This is a genomic window from Mesorhizobium sp. M0184 (assembly GCF_040322215.1).
In the GTDB taxonomy this organism is placed as follows: Bacteria; Pseudomonadota; Alphaproteobacteria; order Rhizobiales; family Rhizobiaceae; genus Mesorhizobium.
In genome coordinates this window covers 86,456-100,675 of record NZ_JAMYSZ010000015.1, presented here as the reverse complement: position 1 = coordinate 100,675, position 14,220 = coordinate 86,456, and the positions used below count along the sequence as shown (strand labels likewise).

Annotated in this window: 18 protein-coding genes and 1 pseudogene; 16 read left to right on the top strand and 3 right to left on the bottom strand. The window is 61.5% G+C overall.

Annotated features, from left to right (window positions below):
* Window positions 1-74 precede the first annotated feature (74 nt).
* Window positions 75-611, top strand: a complete 537-nt coding sequence (locus NKJ23_RS34680; protein WP_502902550.1) for a Y4oE-related protein — start codon at window positions 75-77, stop codon at window positions 609-611.
* Here NKJ23_RS34680 and NKJ23_RS19575 read toward each other — a convergent pair.
* Together NKJ23_RS19575 and NKJ23_RS19570 are read right to left on the bottom strand one after the other, a co-directional pair.
* The gene (locus tag NKJ23_RS19575) at window positions 586-837 is read right to left on the bottom strand and encodes a toxin-antitoxin system HicB family antitoxin (RefSeq protein ID WP_352474558.1); all 252 of its coding nucleotides are present in this window, start codon (window positions 835-837) and stop codon (window positions 586-588) included. The two genes, NKJ23_RS34680 and NKJ23_RS19575, sit on opposite strands and share 26 nt — an antisense overlap.
* On the bottom strand, window positions 834-1,412 hold the full coding sequence (locus NKJ23_RS19570) for a putative toxin-antitoxin system toxin component, PIN family (RefSeq protein ID WP_352495715.1): 579 nt from the start codon (window positions 1,410-1,412) through the stop codon (window positions 834-836). The genes NKJ23_RS19575 and NKJ23_RS19570 overlap by 4 nt, the downstream gene beginning before the upstream one ends.
* 114 nt (window positions 1,413-1,526) lie before the next feature.
* Between NKJ23_RS19570 and NKJ23_RS19565 the strand changes: the two genes are divergently transcribed.
* The 3 genes and pseudogenes from NKJ23_RS19565 to NKJ23_RS19555 all read left to right on the top strand — a co-directional run bounded on the left by NKJ23_RS19565 (window position 1,527) and on the right by NKJ23_RS19555 (window position 3,380).
* The gene (locus tag NKJ23_RS19565; protein WP_156948310.1) at window positions 1,527-1,682 is read left to right on the top strand and encodes a hypothetical protein; all 156 of its coding nucleotides are present in this window, start codon (window positions 1,527-1,529) and stop codon (window positions 1,680-1,682) included.
* A gap of 24 nt (window positions 1,683-1,706) precedes the next feature.
* A pseudogene (locus tag NKJ23_RS19560) lies at window positions 1,707-2,558 on the top strand (recombinase family protein); the annotation flags it as partial.
* A gap of 27 nt (window positions 2,559-2,585) precedes the next feature.
* Window positions 2,586-3,380 (top strand): recombinase zinc ribbon domain-containing protein, encoded by a 795-nt coding sequence (locus tag NKJ23_RS19555; RefSeq protein WP_352681761.1) that lies wholly within the window; start codon window positions 2,586-2,588, stop codon window positions 3,378-3,380.
* 57 nt (window positions 3,381-3,437) lie between these two features.
* Here NKJ23_RS19555 and NKJ23_RS19550 read toward each other — a convergent pair whose 3' ends face one another.
* Entirely contained in the window at window positions 3,438-4,340 is a 903-nt protein-coding gene (locus tag NKJ23_RS19550; protein WP_023680715.1) for a LysR substrate-binding domain-containing protein, read from the bottom strand.
* A 100-nt stretch (window positions 4,341-4,440) separates the two neighbouring features.
* On the opposite strand from NKJ23_RS19550, the gene NKJ23_RS19545 reads away from it, so the two are divergent.
* From NKJ23_RS19545 to NKJ23_RS19490, 12 genes are all read left to right on the top strand, one after another.
* Window positions 4,441-5,655: a trans-sulfuration enzyme family protein gene (locus NKJ23_RS19545; RefSeq protein ID WP_023680716.1), complete on the top strand. Its 1,215-nt coding sequence runs from the start codon at window positions 4,441-4,443 to the stop codon at window positions 5,653-5,655.
* 24 nt (window positions 5,656-5,679) lie between these two features.
* Entirely contained in the window at window positions 5,680-7,278 is a 1,599-nt protein-coding gene (locus NKJ23_RS19540; RefSeq protein WP_352495656.1) for an ABC transporter substrate-binding protein, read from the top strand.
* A gap of 9 nt (window positions 7,279-7,287) precedes the next feature.
* On the top strand, window positions 7,288-8,223 hold the full coding sequence (locus NKJ23_RS19535) for an ABC transporter permease (protein WP_352495657.1): 936 nt from the start codon (window positions 7,288-7,290) through the stop codon (window positions 8,221-8,223).
* Between the two features lie 2 nt (window positions 8,224-8,225).
* Window positions 8,226-9,119 (top strand): ABC transporter permease, encoded by an 894-nt coding sequence (locus NKJ23_RS19530; RefSeq protein WP_023680719.1) that lies wholly within the window; start codon window positions 8,226-8,228, stop codon window positions 9,117-9,119.
* The gene (locus NKJ23_RS19525; RefSeq protein ID WP_352495658.1) at window positions 9,116-10,114 is read left to right on the top strand and encodes an ABC transporter ATP-binding protein; all 999 of its coding nucleotides are present in this window, start codon (window positions 9,116-9,118) and stop codon (window positions 10,112-10,114) included. The genes NKJ23_RS19530 and NKJ23_RS19525 overlap by 4 nt, the downstream gene beginning before the upstream one ends.
* Window positions 10,114-11,100 (top strand): ABC transporter ATP-binding protein, encoded by a 987-nt coding sequence (locus NKJ23_RS19520; RefSeq protein ID WP_023680721.1) that lies wholly within the window; start codon window positions 10,114-10,116, stop codon window positions 11,098-11,100. The genes NKJ23_RS19525 and NKJ23_RS19520 overlap by 1 nt, the downstream gene beginning before the upstream one ends.
* 297 nt (window positions 11,101-11,397) lie before the next feature.
* Complete coding sequence (locus tag NKJ23_RS19515; RefSeq protein ID WP_023680722.1) at window positions 11,398-11,736, top strand: hypothetical protein; 339 nt, start codon at window positions 11,398-11,400, stop codon at window positions 11,734-11,736.
* A gap of 58 nt (window positions 11,737-11,794) precedes the next feature.
* Window positions 11,795-12,076, top strand: coding sequence for a hypothetical protein (locus tag NKJ23_RS19510; RefSeq protein WP_502902549.1), 282 nt, complete (start codon window positions 11,795-11,797; stop codon window positions 12,074-12,076).
* Window positions 12,073-12,231, top strand: coding sequence for a hypothetical protein (locus tag NKJ23_RS19505; protein WP_352495659.1), 159 nt, complete (start codon window positions 12,073-12,075; stop codon window positions 12,229-12,231). Before NKJ23_RS19510 ends, NKJ23_RS19505 begins: the two co-directional genes overlap by 4 nt.
* Before the next feature lie 425 nt (window positions 12,232-12,656).
* Window positions 12,657-13,079: an oligopeptide/dipeptide ABC transporter ATP-binding protein gene (locus NKJ23_RS19500; protein ID WP_352681738.1), complete on the top strand. Its 423-nt coding sequence runs from the start codon at window positions 12,657-12,659 to the stop codon at window positions 13,077-13,079.
* The gene (locus NKJ23_RS19495) at window positions 13,079-13,699 is read left to right on the top strand and encodes an ATP-binding cassette domain-containing protein (protein WP_352495661.1); all 621 of its coding nucleotides are present in this window, start codon (window positions 13,079-13,081) and stop codon (window positions 13,697-13,699) included. The genes NKJ23_RS19500 and NKJ23_RS19495 overlap by 1 nt, the downstream gene beginning before the upstream one ends.
* On the top strand, window positions 13,683-14,198 hold the full coding sequence (locus tag NKJ23_RS19490; protein ID WP_352681736.1) for an oligopeptide/dipeptide ABC transporter ATP-binding protein: 516 nt from the start codon (window positions 13,683-13,685) through the stop codon (window positions 14,196-14,198). Before NKJ23_RS19495 ends, NKJ23_RS19490 begins: the two co-directional genes overlap by 17 nt.
* Window positions 14,199-14,220 lie beyond the last annotated feature (22 nt).

The following is a 14,220-nucleotide window of genomic DNA, read 5'->3' as shown; positions in this document are numbered from 1 at the left end:
CCCAACTTCCGGCGTCAGCCGAGAACCCCTCAACTTGCGGCGAAGCGTCTGCCTCACGTCACCCTTCAACCGCCATGGAATTGCCAGCGCAGAGCACTCTTGCGGCATCTCACCATCCGGCGGTGAGCGATCCCGATCTGCTGGATGCCTTCAACCGCGATGCCGCCGTGCAGAAATGGACCGTGCCTGAAGCTGCAGAGGCAGCGACAGCCCTGTGGGGAAAGCCAGCCGCAACCGCAATCGCCTGGTGCGCCGTGTCGGCGTATTGCGACGGGCGGACACAGGAGTATCGATTCTGGTTTCGGGTATTCGCCCTCTTCAAGCGGGTTCGCCCAATGCCGTGGCGGAAGCAGCGTCCGGCAAGGCTCGTCCAGACTCTTCCCGATAGATGGGGAGATTATGTCCGGCAAGAGAACTGCCCGCTTGTCGAGAGAAAGCCGGACCGAAGCCAGCCCGTCAAGGCCAGAGCCGCTTCGCGGTGGCGCGTGCCGCGCCAGCCTGGACCGGCAGTTTTCGGCCCGGCGGCCGCTTTGGACGCAGGCAAGGCTACGGTACGAGCGATACCGCTCCACCCCTCAGGCTGGGTTACTCCGGCAGTTCGTCGCCCTTGATCGGCGCCTTCCCTTTGCCGGCCCGTTTCAGGATGTGCAGCGCCTTGGGGATGTCGGCACGGGCAGCGCGTTCCTGAAAGTAGCTTTCCGTGCGCAGCGCCGAAAGCTTCTCAGCGACTGCCACATTGATGAACTGGTTGAGCGGCACGCCCTCGCTCTCCGCCACCTTGCGCGCCTCATCGAGAAGCGAGAGCTGAAGCCGCAGTGCGAAATTGCTTCTCCTCATGTCTTTCTCTCCAATCGTCTCAGCGCCTCACCCGGCGACAGGACCATGATACCGAAGCGCTCGGCCACCTTGCCGAAGTCGCGCAGGTTGAACGTCACTATAGCATCCGCCAGTCCGTTTACCGCAGCTTCCAGCACCATGTCGTCGTCCGGGTCGCGAACGGCGGGTCGCCAAAGGAAGACAAGGCGAACCGGCTCGGCGACGGCCGCCACCGCATCGAGCAACGCGTTCACATCCCCAGCCGACAGGCAGGAAGCCTCAAGGTGCTCAGGCCTTGTCATGACCGCCTGGTACTCGATCATCAACGGCACCGAAGCGATCAGCGTCAGCCGGCGCTCCAAAGCTGCCACCAACAGTTGGCGCGAAGCGCCGGCATCGCTTCGGATCGCCGCCACCATGGTCGCCGTATCGAGAAGCAGTCTCACGCAAGCATATTGGATATTGCGTGCGATATTGCAAGAGGCTCGAGCTTTGGCAGTTTGGCTTGGTTTCGGAATTCCCAAATCGCAGCGCGCAAGTATTTGCACGCCACCGTACGACCGCGCGGCAACTGAACTTGTCTTGCTGATCATCACGCCGCTCAATGCCCTTGATCTACACAGAAGAGCGGGCATGCCATGGTGGACGAGGCCAAACCTGGGAGCGACAGCGCAAGCCATGACTACAGGGCTGAGATGTCGGCACGAGACATGGCTGAACGAGCCGTCCTGTCGATCGCCCGTTTGTTGGGTCGGCGGGTTGCTCGGGAGCATTTCGAGGAATTGCAGGGGGCCAACGACAACAAAGTTCATCCTCTTGAAAAAACACCGTCAGAAGGGGAGGGTGGGGACGGCGGCGGCCATTAACAAAGAGAGGAAGAGGAGCGGTTCATGACCCGTGTCGCGCTGTATGCTCGTTACTCATCCGACAACCAGCGCGAAGCCTCTATCGAGGATCAGCTGCGGCTTTGCCGAGAGCTCGCGGCCAGGGAGAGGTGGACTGTCGTTGAAACCTATGTCGATGCCGCGATATCCGGCTCAAGCGTCATCCGTCGACCAGACATCCAGCGGCTTCTCGCCGATGCTCAAAGCGGGCAATTTGAGATCGTTCTAGCCGAGGCACTCGATCGCTTGTCACGCGACCAGGAGGACGTAGCCGGCCTCTTTAAGCGACTGCGCTTTGCCGGTGTCAGGATCGTCACTCTCTCTGAGGGCGCCGTGGACGAACTGCACGTGGGCCTGAAAGGAACGATGAACGCGTTGTTCCTGCGCGACCTAGCCGCCAAGATCAGGCGGGGCCAAAGCGGCCGCATATTGAACGGCTACAACGCCGGCGGCCTCTCCTACGGCTATCGCGTGGTCAAAAAACTCGATGAACGCGGCGAACCGATCCGCCGTCTGCGCGAGATCGATGAGGATCAAGCCGAGGTCGTGCGTCGGATTTTTCGGGAATTCGCGGCTGGTCAATCGGCGCGTACGATAGCTGCAGGCCTCAACAGGGAAGGTATCCCATCACCCTTTGGGGGTGCGTGGGGCGCCTCGACCATCAATGGCAATCTCAAGCGGAGAAGCGGCTTTCTCTACAACGAAGCCTAAATCGGGCTGCTCGTCTTCAATCGTCTTCAAATGCGCAAGGATCCCGAGACTGGGAAGCGCATCTCGCGGCCGAATCTGCCGGAAACCTGGCAGGTCATTGAAGTGCCGCATCTGCGTATCATCGACGATGAGCTATGGGATGCAGTGCAAGCCCGCAAGAAGCTTTATGGAGGCATGAAACTCCATCACCGCCGACGGCCGAAGCACATGTTCCCGGGGCTCGTGCGGTGCGGCTGCTGTGGCGCTTCCTATACGGTGAAGAACAGGAACCAGCTTGCTTGTGCCGCGCACCGTGAGAAAGGCACTTGTACCAATAACAGAACGATCCGTGTTGGCGAGCTTGAGAAGCGTGTGCTGGAAGGCATCCAGCGGCGCTTGCTGGCGCCAGATGCCATTGCGGGCTTCCTTGCTGAATATCATGCTGAGCATAAGCGACTGAACGCCATGAACCGCGAGCGGCAAAGGGAAGTCGAAAGGCGGCATGCCGGCATCGACAGGCAGATCGCTAACGTCGTCGATGCCATCGCTGACGGTGTCGCGACGACCAGCATGAAATCGAAGCTACTGGACCTCGAGCGCGAAAAGGAGAATCTAGCCCGAGAGCTACAGGCGATGGCGGCCGCGGAAAGCATTGCGGAGTTTCATCCGGCTGCGGTAACGATTTACCGTCGGCAAGTATCCGAGCTCCAGGACGCGTTGCAATCCGACGAGTGTGAGCGGCACCAGGCGGCGAGGATCATCCGCTCACTGGTCACGGGGATCGAGATCATTCCGACGGAGGGTAGGGGACAGGTTGAGCTGAAAGTTCGCGGTGCGCTGGCGGAGCTTCTCAACCTGCCAAATCGTAAACCAGGAACAGCGCCTAGCGCTGCAGTGATGGTAGCGGGAGAGCGCTACCGCCTTCCCCACACTCATCGAACTCCCAGTTACAATTTCGCTGCTGCGGCTGAGCGAGGCGCGCTATCCTAATTGCGGCCTGGCGGGTGACGGCATGGGGCCCAGAAGCCGACGTTCACGAAAGTGAAGTCAAGTTTGGACAGCCCCATCAATTTCCAATGCGATACGCATCAGCTGCTCGATAAAGTCGCTAACTACTCTCGATGGACGTCGGTTGGGTGGCAACAACAGAAGAGTTCGGAAGGAGATTCCCGGGAGAAATGGACGGAGGCTGAGGTTTCCGTTGAGATAGGGAAGGGCAGTTAAAGGATTGACCATTCCGCATCCAAGCCCCGCATTGACCATCGAGCAGATGGTGGTGGAATAGGGGGTTTCTAGAACCACTTTGGGCTTGATGCCGTGATCAGCGAAGATGGCCTCTGCTTCCCGTCTCGTAGTGTCCTCCGGAGCCAACGCGATGAAGGCCTGCCCATGGAGATCGGCGGGACGGATCACTTCCCTCCCCTCTAGCGGATGGCCCTTGGGCATGGCGATCGCGACCCGGTAGTTCCGGAATGGGTGGGCTTCGACGCCCGCAAGATCGATCTCGTCCGCCGCCAGGCCGACGTCGAACTGGCCGGAGGCGACGAGTTCTTTGACTTCCGAGGATAGCCTTGCCTGAAAGGTGATCGCAACGTCAGGGTGACGGTGTTGAAATGCCTTTAATGCCTTTGGCATTACATTCGTACTTAATGCGGAGAGACTTGCGATCCGGATTTCCCCCGAACCGAAGTCGCGAATCCGCGCCGCGGCCCCTTTCAAATGGATGAGGCCGGAGAATGAGGTCTCCACTTCCCTGAAAAACAGGTTGCCTTCTGCCGTCGGCGACATCCGTCCTTTGATGCGGTGGAAGAGCGCGAAACCGATGTCGCGCTCCAGTTCTTGGACGGCCTTGCTCACCGCAGGTTGTGAGATGCGTAGTATCTCCGCGGCGCGTGAGGCGGTTCCAATCGTCATCACGGCGTGGAAGACCTCGATCTGGCGAAGATTCATGGCGCACCTATAACCTGAGAGAATAGCACATCCCGATCTTGATATTGGACGGAATAGGTTTTGTCATGCTGTAACTGTCTCCAACACATGAGGAGCAAGCATGAACGATCTCACCCAATGCGTTGTGACCCCCAAAGTCAAAACAGACGGCTTCGAGGCTCTGGGTGCAGCCGTCCATCGGGCTTCGACGATCGTATTCGCGGATGCCGCAGCCTACGCCACTCGCGGCCAGCGAGGGCCTGACGGCTATTCCTACGGCCTCTACGGCACCCCGACGACGCGTACACTGGAGCAAAAGATCACTCAGCTCGAGCAGGGTCACCGGACGCTTCTCGCGCCATCGGGCCAGGCCGCAAACGCAATCGCAATGCTCGCCGTCCTCAATGCCGGAGACAAGGTACTGGTGGCGGACACGGCCTATCCCCCGGTCCGTGATTTTGTGAACACCGATCTGGCAAAGTTTGGCGTCCGAGCGGAGTACTACGATCCCACTTCGCCCGAGGGGCTCGAACGTCGGATCGACGGGAACACGAAACTGGTGTGGTGCGAGTCCCCCGGTTCGACGACCATGGAAGTCCAGGATCTGCCGCGGATTGCCGAGATCGCGCATCGGCACGGCGCGCTCGTCGGATTCGACAACACCTGGGCGACCCCTCTTAACTTCAAGCCCCTCGTACATGGGGCCGACATCGTGACCGAAGCGCTCACCAAATATATCTCGGGCCATTCCGACGTGCTGATGGGATCGATCACGGTGGCTTCCGAGCAGCTTTTCAACGCGCTCAAGGCGACTATGGGGCGCGCCGGGATCGGTGTTTCCCCCGACGACGCCTCTTTGGTGTTGCGGGGCATGGAGACTCTTGGCGTGCGAATGAAACACGCGCACGACGGCGCGACGGCGATGATCAACTGGTTCCGCGGCCACCCAGCCGTCGAGCGTGTGCTCTACCCCGCCCTGCCGTCTTCTCCCGGGCACGAATTCTGGAAGCGCGACTTCCTCGGCGCGAGCGGAGTGTTCAGCGTGGAATTGGTTCCCGAAGCACTGCCGCACGTGCCGGAGGCGCTCAATACGCTAGAGACGTTCGCCATCGGCGCCTCGTGGGGTGGGACACGCAGCCTCGTTGCCCCCATGCCCGTGAAGAGCAACCGCTCCGCGACGACTTGGAGTGGGCAGGACCTCCTTCTGCGGTTCAGCGTGGGGTTGGAATCGCACGACGATCTCATGGCCGATCTCGAGAAAATGTTGGCCCAAATCCAAGCACGGATCGACGACGAGCGGTTCGGCAAAGAAAACATCCGGCAATCAATGCTGTGAGTGAACACAAAAAGGGGAATGACAATGAACAACAACAACGAATTCATGCGAATAGACAGGCGCTCCTTCCTGGCGGGCGTCTCAAAACTGCTGGGAGTTTCGGCGCTATCCTCCATCCTGCCGTCAATCGTTGCGGCATCAGAGGTTAAGGACACGCTTCGCATCGCGATCGCCAAGCCCGCCGGGGATATCAATCCTCACAAATACACCGGCCTGTGGGGCGTTCAGGACCTCGTTTTCGAGCCGCTGGTTAAATACGGCCATGACGGTAAGATCGAGCCAGGGCTGGCGACCGAATGGTCGGTCGAAGACGGGGGCAGGCTGCTTAAGCTCACCTTGCGCAAGGGCGTGACTTTCCACGACGGCACTCCGTTCGACGCCGCGGCGGTGGAATGGAACCTGAAGAGGTGGATCGGACTCGAAGCGAACAACTGGATGAATTCGTCCCGGCTTTACGCCGGAACGGACATCGTCGACGATGATCACGTCAACGTCCGGTTCAAGGAACCGGTCCTCGGCCTGCTCCAGGAGTTCGCTTACGTCCGGCCAGTCAGGCTCCTCAGCCCCAAGTCGGTCTCTGGGGACGGTAGCTATAAGGCACCCGTCGGCACGGGACCGTGGCATCAAGCGACTGCCGGGAATGAGGGCAGTGCCTTCGAGCGCTTCGACGCCTACTGGGGTGACAAGCCCTCTTTCAAATATCTTGAGGTAAAAGTCCTTCCGGACTCGCGCGGCCGCATGGCAGCGTTGCGCGCGGGCGACGTGGATCTGATCGGCGGAGCGTTTGTGTCGCCTTTGACCGCAACGGAAGCAGAGACGCTGAAGGGAGCGGGCATCGATGTCGTCATCGATCCCGGCACCACCACAATGATTATGGCCTTCAACACTTCCCGCGTCGAAGCGCTGAGGGACCCGAAAGTCCGCAAGGCGATCAACCTCGGCATCGACCGGGCTGCGATCTCGCAAGTGCTTTACCGCGGTCTGGCGACCTCCACTGGCAACCTGTTCTCCGAAACCGTTCCGTATTCGGGGAAGCGCTTCGATGTGCCTAGGCGGGATACCGAGACCGCAAAGTCGCTGCTCGAGGAGGCAGGCTGGGTCCGGGGGCCTGTCAGGCAGAAGGACGGCAAGGACCTTGCCATTGAACTGGTCGTTAGCGAGGAGCAAGTACCGGGGTCCCGATCCGTCGCGGAAGTGATCCAGTCCGAGCTCCAGGAGATTGGCGTCACGCTCACGATCCGCTCGGTGGATCATGCCTCGCGGCACAGCGACATTCCGGAGCGCAAGTTCGATCTCGCTTTCTTCCAGACGTTCGGCGCGCCATACGAACCTTTCGGGACTGTGGTGGGCCTGTTCCTATCCACCTATGACAACGGCGTGGACGGCAAGCTCTTCATCGACCCCGAGCACCTCGATCCGTTGGTGCTCGCCGCGATGTCCGCGCCCGAAGGCGAGATGGAAGCAGCTCTACAGAAGGTCTATGACTGGCTGCACGACAACGACGCCATCGCGCCGCTGCTCTTCGTTCCGGGCATATGGGCGCATGCCGCTCGGGTGAAGGGCTTCCAGAGCCCCGCGACCGAGTACGACATGCCCTACGAGAATATCACACTGGCGGAGTAGGATACGGCCGTGTTCGCCTTCATCGCTAAAAGGGCCCGCAACGCAGTCTTGTTGCTGTTTCTGGCGTCCGTTCTATGCTTCGCGCTCGTGGTATCCGCTCCGGGCAACGTGGCGATACTCATCGCCGAGTTGCGGACGCCGACGGCCACCAAAGCCGATATCGCCAAGGTCGAGGAGGAATTGGGGCTCAACAAGCCGCTTCTCGAACGCTACGGCTTCTGGCTGAACGGAGCGATCCACGGCGACTTCGGCATTTCCTACAAGACGGGCGAGGCGGTCGGCGCGTCCCTCAAGAGCCGCCTTGCTGTGACCGCCACCCTCGTTGCGGGCGGAGCGGTCGTGGCTTTCTTGCTGAGCCTGTTCGTCGGCTTCGTAGGCGCGCTCTGGGCACATAGGGCGCCAGACGTGGTCACCCGAGGGAGCGCTCTTCTGGGCGCTTCGACTCCGTCCTTCTTCGTCGGAGCACTGCTGGTCTACGCCTTTTCGGTCACGTGGCACGTCTTTCCGACCTTCGGGTTTGCCGGACCCGTCAGTTGGGTGCTTCCATGGCTCACTCTGGGATTTCTTCCCGCAGCAGTTTTGAGCCGCGTCGTCCGAGTTGGCTTCGAGGAGGCGATGGCCAAACCTTATGTCCTAACGGCCATGAGCAAAGCACTGTCAAGGACGAGTATTCTGGTTCGCGACGCGATCCCGAACATCGCGCCGACGTACTTGAACGCCTTGGGAACGCAGATCGGGACGATGGTCGTGGGCGCGGTCGTTGTCGAACCTCTGTTCGCTTGGCAGGGCATCGGCGACCTCTTCCTGACCGGGGTGAGATTCCGCGACTTCATGGTCGTGCAGGCCTGCCTTCTGGTCTTCATCACGTTCTTCATCATCCTGAACGTCGTGGTCGACATCTGCATTACGCTGACCGATCCGCGCCTTAGACTTCAAAGGAGCTGAACATGCAGCCAGTCAGACCACTCCTGAAGGCCATTGGCGCCTTCCCGCGCTCGGCGGTATTTACTATTGGCGCGTTCGTTCTGTTGGGACTGCTCGCACCCTACATCGCGCCACATGATCCCAATGCGCAAGACCTGCTGATCGCTGGCCAGGGCCCGACGCTCGCCCATCCGTTCGGAGTCGACCATCTCGGGCGCGATACATTGAGCAGGTTGATTGTGGCGGCTCGGACGTCGCTGGTCGGAGTCTGTCTCGTCCTTGTGTGCGCGCACGCCATCGGCATCGCCATCGGCACGATTGCCGGATACCGGCGGGGCTGGACGGACGAACTGCTGATGCGCATCGTTGACGTCGGCCAGGCAATCCCCAGCCTCATCGTCTCACTTGCGGTGATCGGCATTGCCGGAGTCAGCTACTGGAACATGATCCTCGCGCTCGCGCTCGCCTGGTGGCCGGGTAGCGCCCGCATTAGCCGGGCCGTGGCTGTCAACACCATGAACAAGCCCCACATGGAGGCCCTAAGAGTATTGGGCGCAAGTCCCGTTCGCATTTACTTTGTCCATCTTCTTCCCACGACGATCGGGGCGGTGCTCGTATATGCCACGGCCGACGCCGGAGCAGTCGCGCTCGCAATCGCAACGTTGAGCTTCCTCGGGCTGGGCATCCAGCCGCCGACGCCTGAATGGGGACAGATGTTGGTCGACGCGCTTCCATATCTCGAGTCCGATCCGCGCCAGGTCATCCTGCCGGGGCTGACCCTGACTTTAGCTGTCATCGGATTCAACATCCTCGGTGAAGCGGTCGCCCTCAACAGAGTTCCGAAGCCGCTGACCTCCCGGATGCTCGCGGCCCGTCGCCGGGTAACCGCATTCTGGGCCAAGGAGGCACGGCCATGAGTTCTGAACCGATACTCCGCGTCAAAGATCTGACCATAGACCTGCTGACGGCGCATACCGTGGTCCGCCCAGTCGACGGAGTAGCCTATGAACTGAGCCGTCGAGAGACCCTCGCGATTGTGGGAGAAAGCGGTAGCGGCAAAACGGTCACCTGCTTTGCGCCTCTCGGCCTGATGCCCGTGGGCGTCCAGGCGGATATATCGGGCTCCATTTTGTTCGACAGCCGCCAGCTCGTCGGATCGGACAATGAAACGCTTCGCAGCCTGCGCGGAAAATCCATTGGCTTCATTTTCCAGGACCCGATGAGCGCGCTCAATCCCGCCCGCCGGGTCGGACGGCAGATAGCCGAAGTAGCCGAGCTTCACCTCGGCATGACCGCAAGAGCTGCGGAAACCCGGGCGCTTGAACTTATCAAGATGGTCGGGATGTCCGACCCCGAAATACGCCTCAAGCAGTATCCCCATGAGCTTTCGGGCGGTCTCCGACAGCGTGTCATGATCGCAATCGCCATTGCCGCCGAGCCGACACTTCTCGTAGCCGACGAGCCGACCACCGCGCTCGACGTGACGGTCCAGGCGCAAATCCTCCGACTGCTGAAGGAAATCCAGTCCAGAATGGACATGGCCATGATCTTGATCACGCATGACATGGGTGTCGTGGCGGGCGCGGCCGACCGCGTAATGGTGATGTACGCGGGGCGCCACGTCGAAACCGGACCGACCGAGCGTGTACTCTCCCAGCCGCAGCATCCCTATACGATGGGCCTCATCGACGCAATTCCGAGGAAACAGGACGCAATCGGATCGCGTTTCCGTGGATTGCCGGGCGTTCCGCCCATCCTCGGCGCGCCGATCACAGGGTGCGCTTTCATGGCCCGCTGCGGATACGCTGTGGATGCCTGCGGCGAGCGGCGACCGCCGTTCTTGCCGACGGCAGTTCCGGGTGTGTCAGCCGCCTGTCCCGTTCTGAATATTCGGGCGAAGGAGTGCGCATAATGAGCGCGATACTCGAAGTCGAGCATCTGGTCACCAGCTTTCCAAGTGCCAAACGTGGCCAAACGATCAAAGCGGTAAACGACGTCTCAATCCACCTCAATCAAGGCGAGATCGTCGGCTTGGTGGGGGAGTCTGGCTGCGGCAAGTCCACGCTCGGCCGTTCGATCGTCGGCTTGGAAAAACCCCAATCCGGACGTGTCGTTTTTGATGGCGTCGACCTCGGCTCCTTGAGTGGACGCCGTCTGCGGGAAGCGCGTCGGGCAGTTCAGTACGTATTCCAGGACCCCTATGCATCGCTGAATGATCGCCAAACTGTGGGCGAAGCCATAAACGAAGCCCTCATCATTGCAGGTTTGCGTTCGCAAACGGAACGCGAGGGGAGGATCGCTGAGCTCCTCAACCAAGTCGGTCTGGCGACGACGGTCCGGGACAGATTCACCCGTGAACTCTCAGGCGGCCAGAGGCAACGCATCGCGATCGCGCGCTCGCTGGCCGTAGAGCCGCGGGTTTTAATCTGCGACGAACCGGTCAGCGCGCTAGACTTGTCTATACGGGCGCAGGTCATGAACCTATTCCTCGATCTCAGAGAGAAGCTCGGCGTGTCCTGCCTCTTCATCGCGCATGACCTCGCGCTTGTCCGGCAGGCGGCGAGCCGGGTCTACGTGATGTATCTCGGCAAGGTGGTGGAAAGCGGTAGCTCGGAAGAGGTCTACCGGAATCCGAGCCATCCCTACACCCAACTCCTTCTCGCGTCTGTCCCCGAGGCTGATCCTGCCACCGAACGTCGGCGCAACCCTCCGTTGATCACGGGCGAAATCCCAAGTCCGACGAATCCGCCCTCCGGCTGTTTCTTCAGGACGCGGTGTCCCCTTTCAGTGGAAGCTTGTGCGGAGGCTGAGCCTGTGTCGCAAGAAGTAAGCTCAATGCACAAGGCGGCGTGCAGGTTCGCCGGCGGCCTATTCGCGAAACGGGTCTCGGCCGCATGATTAAACGTCAGATCTAGCTGAGCGTGCGGGACCTGATGCGTTGCGCATTCTGGTGGCGAAGCAGAGATTTGCGCTCCCTCCTTCCGGTACCGGGCCGGCAGTGAGTGGGAAAGCGCTCTGTCGGCAGCCCTGGTTACTCAGGCGGGCCGGGAGGATCCTCTTGCCGGTTATTATTCCGCTTCTTGTAGCGTTGGCTTAAGTGCCTGCCATTGCTCGTGAGACATGGTTGGCAGGTCAAACTGGTTGCGAGTGGTCGAATAAGCCGTTATCATTCTAGGCGGCATCGTCTGCCAGATCGTGCAGCTGGTTGTCTCGATCCGCGACCGCGAGATGCTTCGTGTCACCGGCGATCCCTGGGACGGTCGCACACTGGAATGGTCCACGGCGTCGCCGCCGCCGGCCTGGAACTTTGCCGTCTTGCCGCATGTGGCCGAGCGCGACAGCTACTGGGTCGCGAAGCAACGCGCCAACGCACAGCAAGCTCAACCGGTGCCACCGCGCCCGTACGAGCCGATCGAAGTACCGAAGAACAGTCCAGTCGGGGTCGTCAACGCCTTCTTTGCCGTCGTCATTGGTTTCGCCCTGATCTGGCACATCTGGTGGATGGCCGGGCTGGGGCTGATCGGCACCTTTTGACGATCCTCATCTTCGCGTTTCGGGGTGAGGACCCGCCAGCGCCGATGCCGGCGCCCTCGTGCTGGCCATCGGGACGCTCAGCTTTCTGGGCCTGGGCGTTGCACCGCCGACGCCGGAATGGGGCCAGATGCTTGTCGACGGCATGAGTTACATCGAGGAGTTTCCGCGCCTCGTTGTCCCCCCTGGTCTAGCCCTGACGCTGGTTGTAGTCAGCTTCAACCTCTTGGGTGAAACATTTGCGCTGCAAAAGGTGCCGCGGCCGGTTCGCGGGGAATGCTGCGCAAGGGCTCGCGAAGAGGCCGAGCGCGATGCCGTCGAAACGGGAACGGGTTCGACATGAACGACGACAAGCCAATTTACGCGATCGAGAATTTGATCATCGATCTCTATGCAACTTCCGTATCCGTCCGGGCGGTCGATGGCGTCTCATTCAGCGTTCGGCCCGGCGAAACGGTGGCGGTCGTCGGGGAAGCGGCTCTGGAAAAACGGGCATGACGCTCGGCCCTCTCGGCCTGCTGCCCGAAGGCGTGACTGTAGCGATGCGCGGGACGGCTCAGGCCGACGGGAGCGACCTGATCGGCTGGGGCCCAGGCAACTGTCCGAGCTTCGCGGCCGCTACTTTGGGGTGATCTTTCAGGATCCGATGAGCGCGCTCAATCCGACGCTGAAGATCGGCCCGCAACTGGCACGCCAGGCGCGCCGCTTCGCCGGCCTAGCACGAGGCTGCCCGCAGGCAAGCGGTGTCGCTGTTGGCGCGCTTAGGCATTCCCGACCTCGAGGACCGCTGCCATCGCTATCCACGAAATGTCGGGTGGCATGCTGCAGCGCGCGATGATCGCGCTGGCGCTCGCGGCCCGACCGCACGTGCTGATCGCGACGAGCCCACCACAGCCCTGGACGCCACCGTCCAGGCACAGATCTTGGAGCTCATCCGCCAGATCCAGCGCGAGGAAGGCATTGCTGTGGTGCTGGTCACGCACGACATCGCCGTGGTCGCCTCCGTCGCCGACCGGGTCATCGTGCTCTATGCCGGGCAGGTAGCGGAAGAGGGAATCGCCATGGACGTCCTGACGCGGCCCGTTCACCCCTATACGCGCGGGCTGCTTGCATCGGTGCCGGACTTTCGGTCCGACGAAAGGGCGACGACCCGCGAGATACCGGGCCTGCCGCCAAGCCAGATCAGGCTGGAACCGGGTTGCCGTTTCGCCGACCGCTGCGAACTGGTCGAACCAGGTTGCCGAAAACACCGTCCGCCGCTGCAGTCGATATCGGTCTCGGCAAATCCGCATCGCGTGGCCTGCCCGGTCGTGATCAGGCGAGAGGGGATTGCCGTTCATGTCTGATGCCGCCGCAATCGAGCAGGGGGCTGAAGGTTCATTTCCAGAACCGCGACGGAACGGGCGCGGTCCGGGCGGTCGACGGCATCGATCTGAGCATTCCGCGCGGAGCCTTCCACGGCATCGTCGGCGAGTCAGGCTGCGGAAAGACGACGCTCGCCCGCACCGTCGTCGGCCTGCAGAAGGAGAGCGAAGGCACGGTCCTGATCGCCGGCAGAAACCGCGCCGAATGGTTGAAATCAGACAGGAAGTCGTTCAGCCGGGAGGTCCAGTTCGTCTTCCAGGATCCGCTGGGTTCGATGAGCCGGCGGCAGACTGTCTACCAGGCGCTTGAGGAACCACTGCAAATCCATCGCCTCGGTTCCTCCGCCGAGCGACCCCGGCGCATCGCCGAGCTTCTGGACCTGGTCGCGCTGCCACAAACCGTGCTCGACCGCCTGCCGCGCTCGCTTTCCGGCCGCCAGCGCCAGCGCGTTTCTATCGCCCGTGCGCTTGCCTTGAAACCATCGATCCTGGTTTGCGACGAGCCGCTGAGCGCGCTCGATGTCTCGATCCGGGCGCAGATCGTCAATCTGTTCACATCGCCAAAGACAGCTCGGCCTTACCATCGTGATTGTCGCGCATGACCTCGCAATCGTGCGCGAAGTCTGTTCGGACGTGACTGTGATGTATCTCGGCCGCATCGCCGAAGCTGGCGTGGCACGGCCGCTGTTTCGCGAACCCGCCCATCCGTACAGCCAGGCGCTGCTGTCCGCAGTTCCTTCGCCTGACCCGCGCATTGAGGCCGACCGCCGCCGCATCATCCTCGCAGGCGACCCGCCGAGCCCGAGCAATCCACCGCCGGGCTGCCGGTTCAACACGCGCTGTCCGGTGGCGATGGATATCTGCCGGTTGGACGAGCCCCAACTGCGTCCCGTTCCTCATGGCGGCGTCGCCGCCTGCCATCTGGCTGAGAGTGATCACCGCCCGGTGATCTGGACAACGAATGGCAGTTGGTCTTCCGAGAATAACGTTAAGCGCCGTCTGCGGGCGTCTGATCTCGCTGCGACGGGATTAGATTGGCCTACCACCACCCTCGCACGGCGGGGAGGCCGGAGCGGACGCGCGATTCGCGTCCGGGTGTGAAAAAGGTGAACTCCTGCGTGTC

Bases quoted from the DNA above. Each gene is read 5' to 3' on its own strand.
- NKJ23_RS34680 (WP_502902550.1), top strand. From the start codon at position 75: ATGGAATTGCCAGCGCAGAGCACTCTTGCGGCATCTCACCATCCGGCG.
- NKJ23_RS19575 (WP_352474558.1), bottom strand. From the start codon at position 837: ATGAGGAGAAGCAATTTCGCACTGCGGCTTCAGCTCTCGCTTCTCGAT.
- NKJ23_RS19565 (WP_156948310.1), top strand. From the start codon at position 1,527: ATGGCTGAACGAGCCGTCCTGTCGATCGCCCGTTTGTTGGGTCGGCGG.
- NKJ23_RS19555 (WP_352681761.1), top strand. From the start codon at position 2,586: ATGAAACTCCATCACCGCCGACGGCCGAAGCACATGTTCCCGGGGCTC.
- NKJ23_RS19550 (WP_023680715.1), bottom strand. From the start codon at position 4,340: ATGAATCTTCGCCAGATCGAGGTCTTCCACGCCGTGATGACGATTGGA.
- NKJ23_RS19545 (WP_023680716.1), top strand. From the start codon at position 4,441: ATGAACGATCTCACCCAATGCGTTGTGACCCCCAAAGTCAAAACAGAC.
- NKJ23_RS19540 (WP_352495656.1), top strand. From the start codon at position 5,680: ATGAACAACAACAACGAATTCATGCGAATAGACAGGCGCTCCTTCCTG.
- NKJ23_RS19530 (WP_023680719.1), top strand. From the start codon at position 8,226: ATGCAGCCAGTCAGACCACTCCTGAAGGCCATTGGCGCCTTCCCGCGC.
- NKJ23_RS19525 (WP_352495658.1), top strand. From the start codon at position 9,116: ATGAGTTCTGAACCGATACTCCGCGTCAAAGATCTGACCATAGACCTG.
- NKJ23_RS19520 (WP_023680721.1), top strand. From the start codon at position 10,114: ATGAGCGCGATACTCGAAGTCGAGCATCTGGTCACCAGCTTTCCAAGT.
- NKJ23_RS19505 (WP_352495659.1), top strand. From the start codon at position 12,073: ATGAACGACGACAAGCCAATTTACGCGATCGAGAATTTGATCATCGAT.
- NKJ23_RS19495 (WP_352495661.1), top strand. From the start codon at position 13,079: ATGCCGCCGCAATCGAGCAGGGGGCTGAAGGTTCATTTCCAGAACCGC.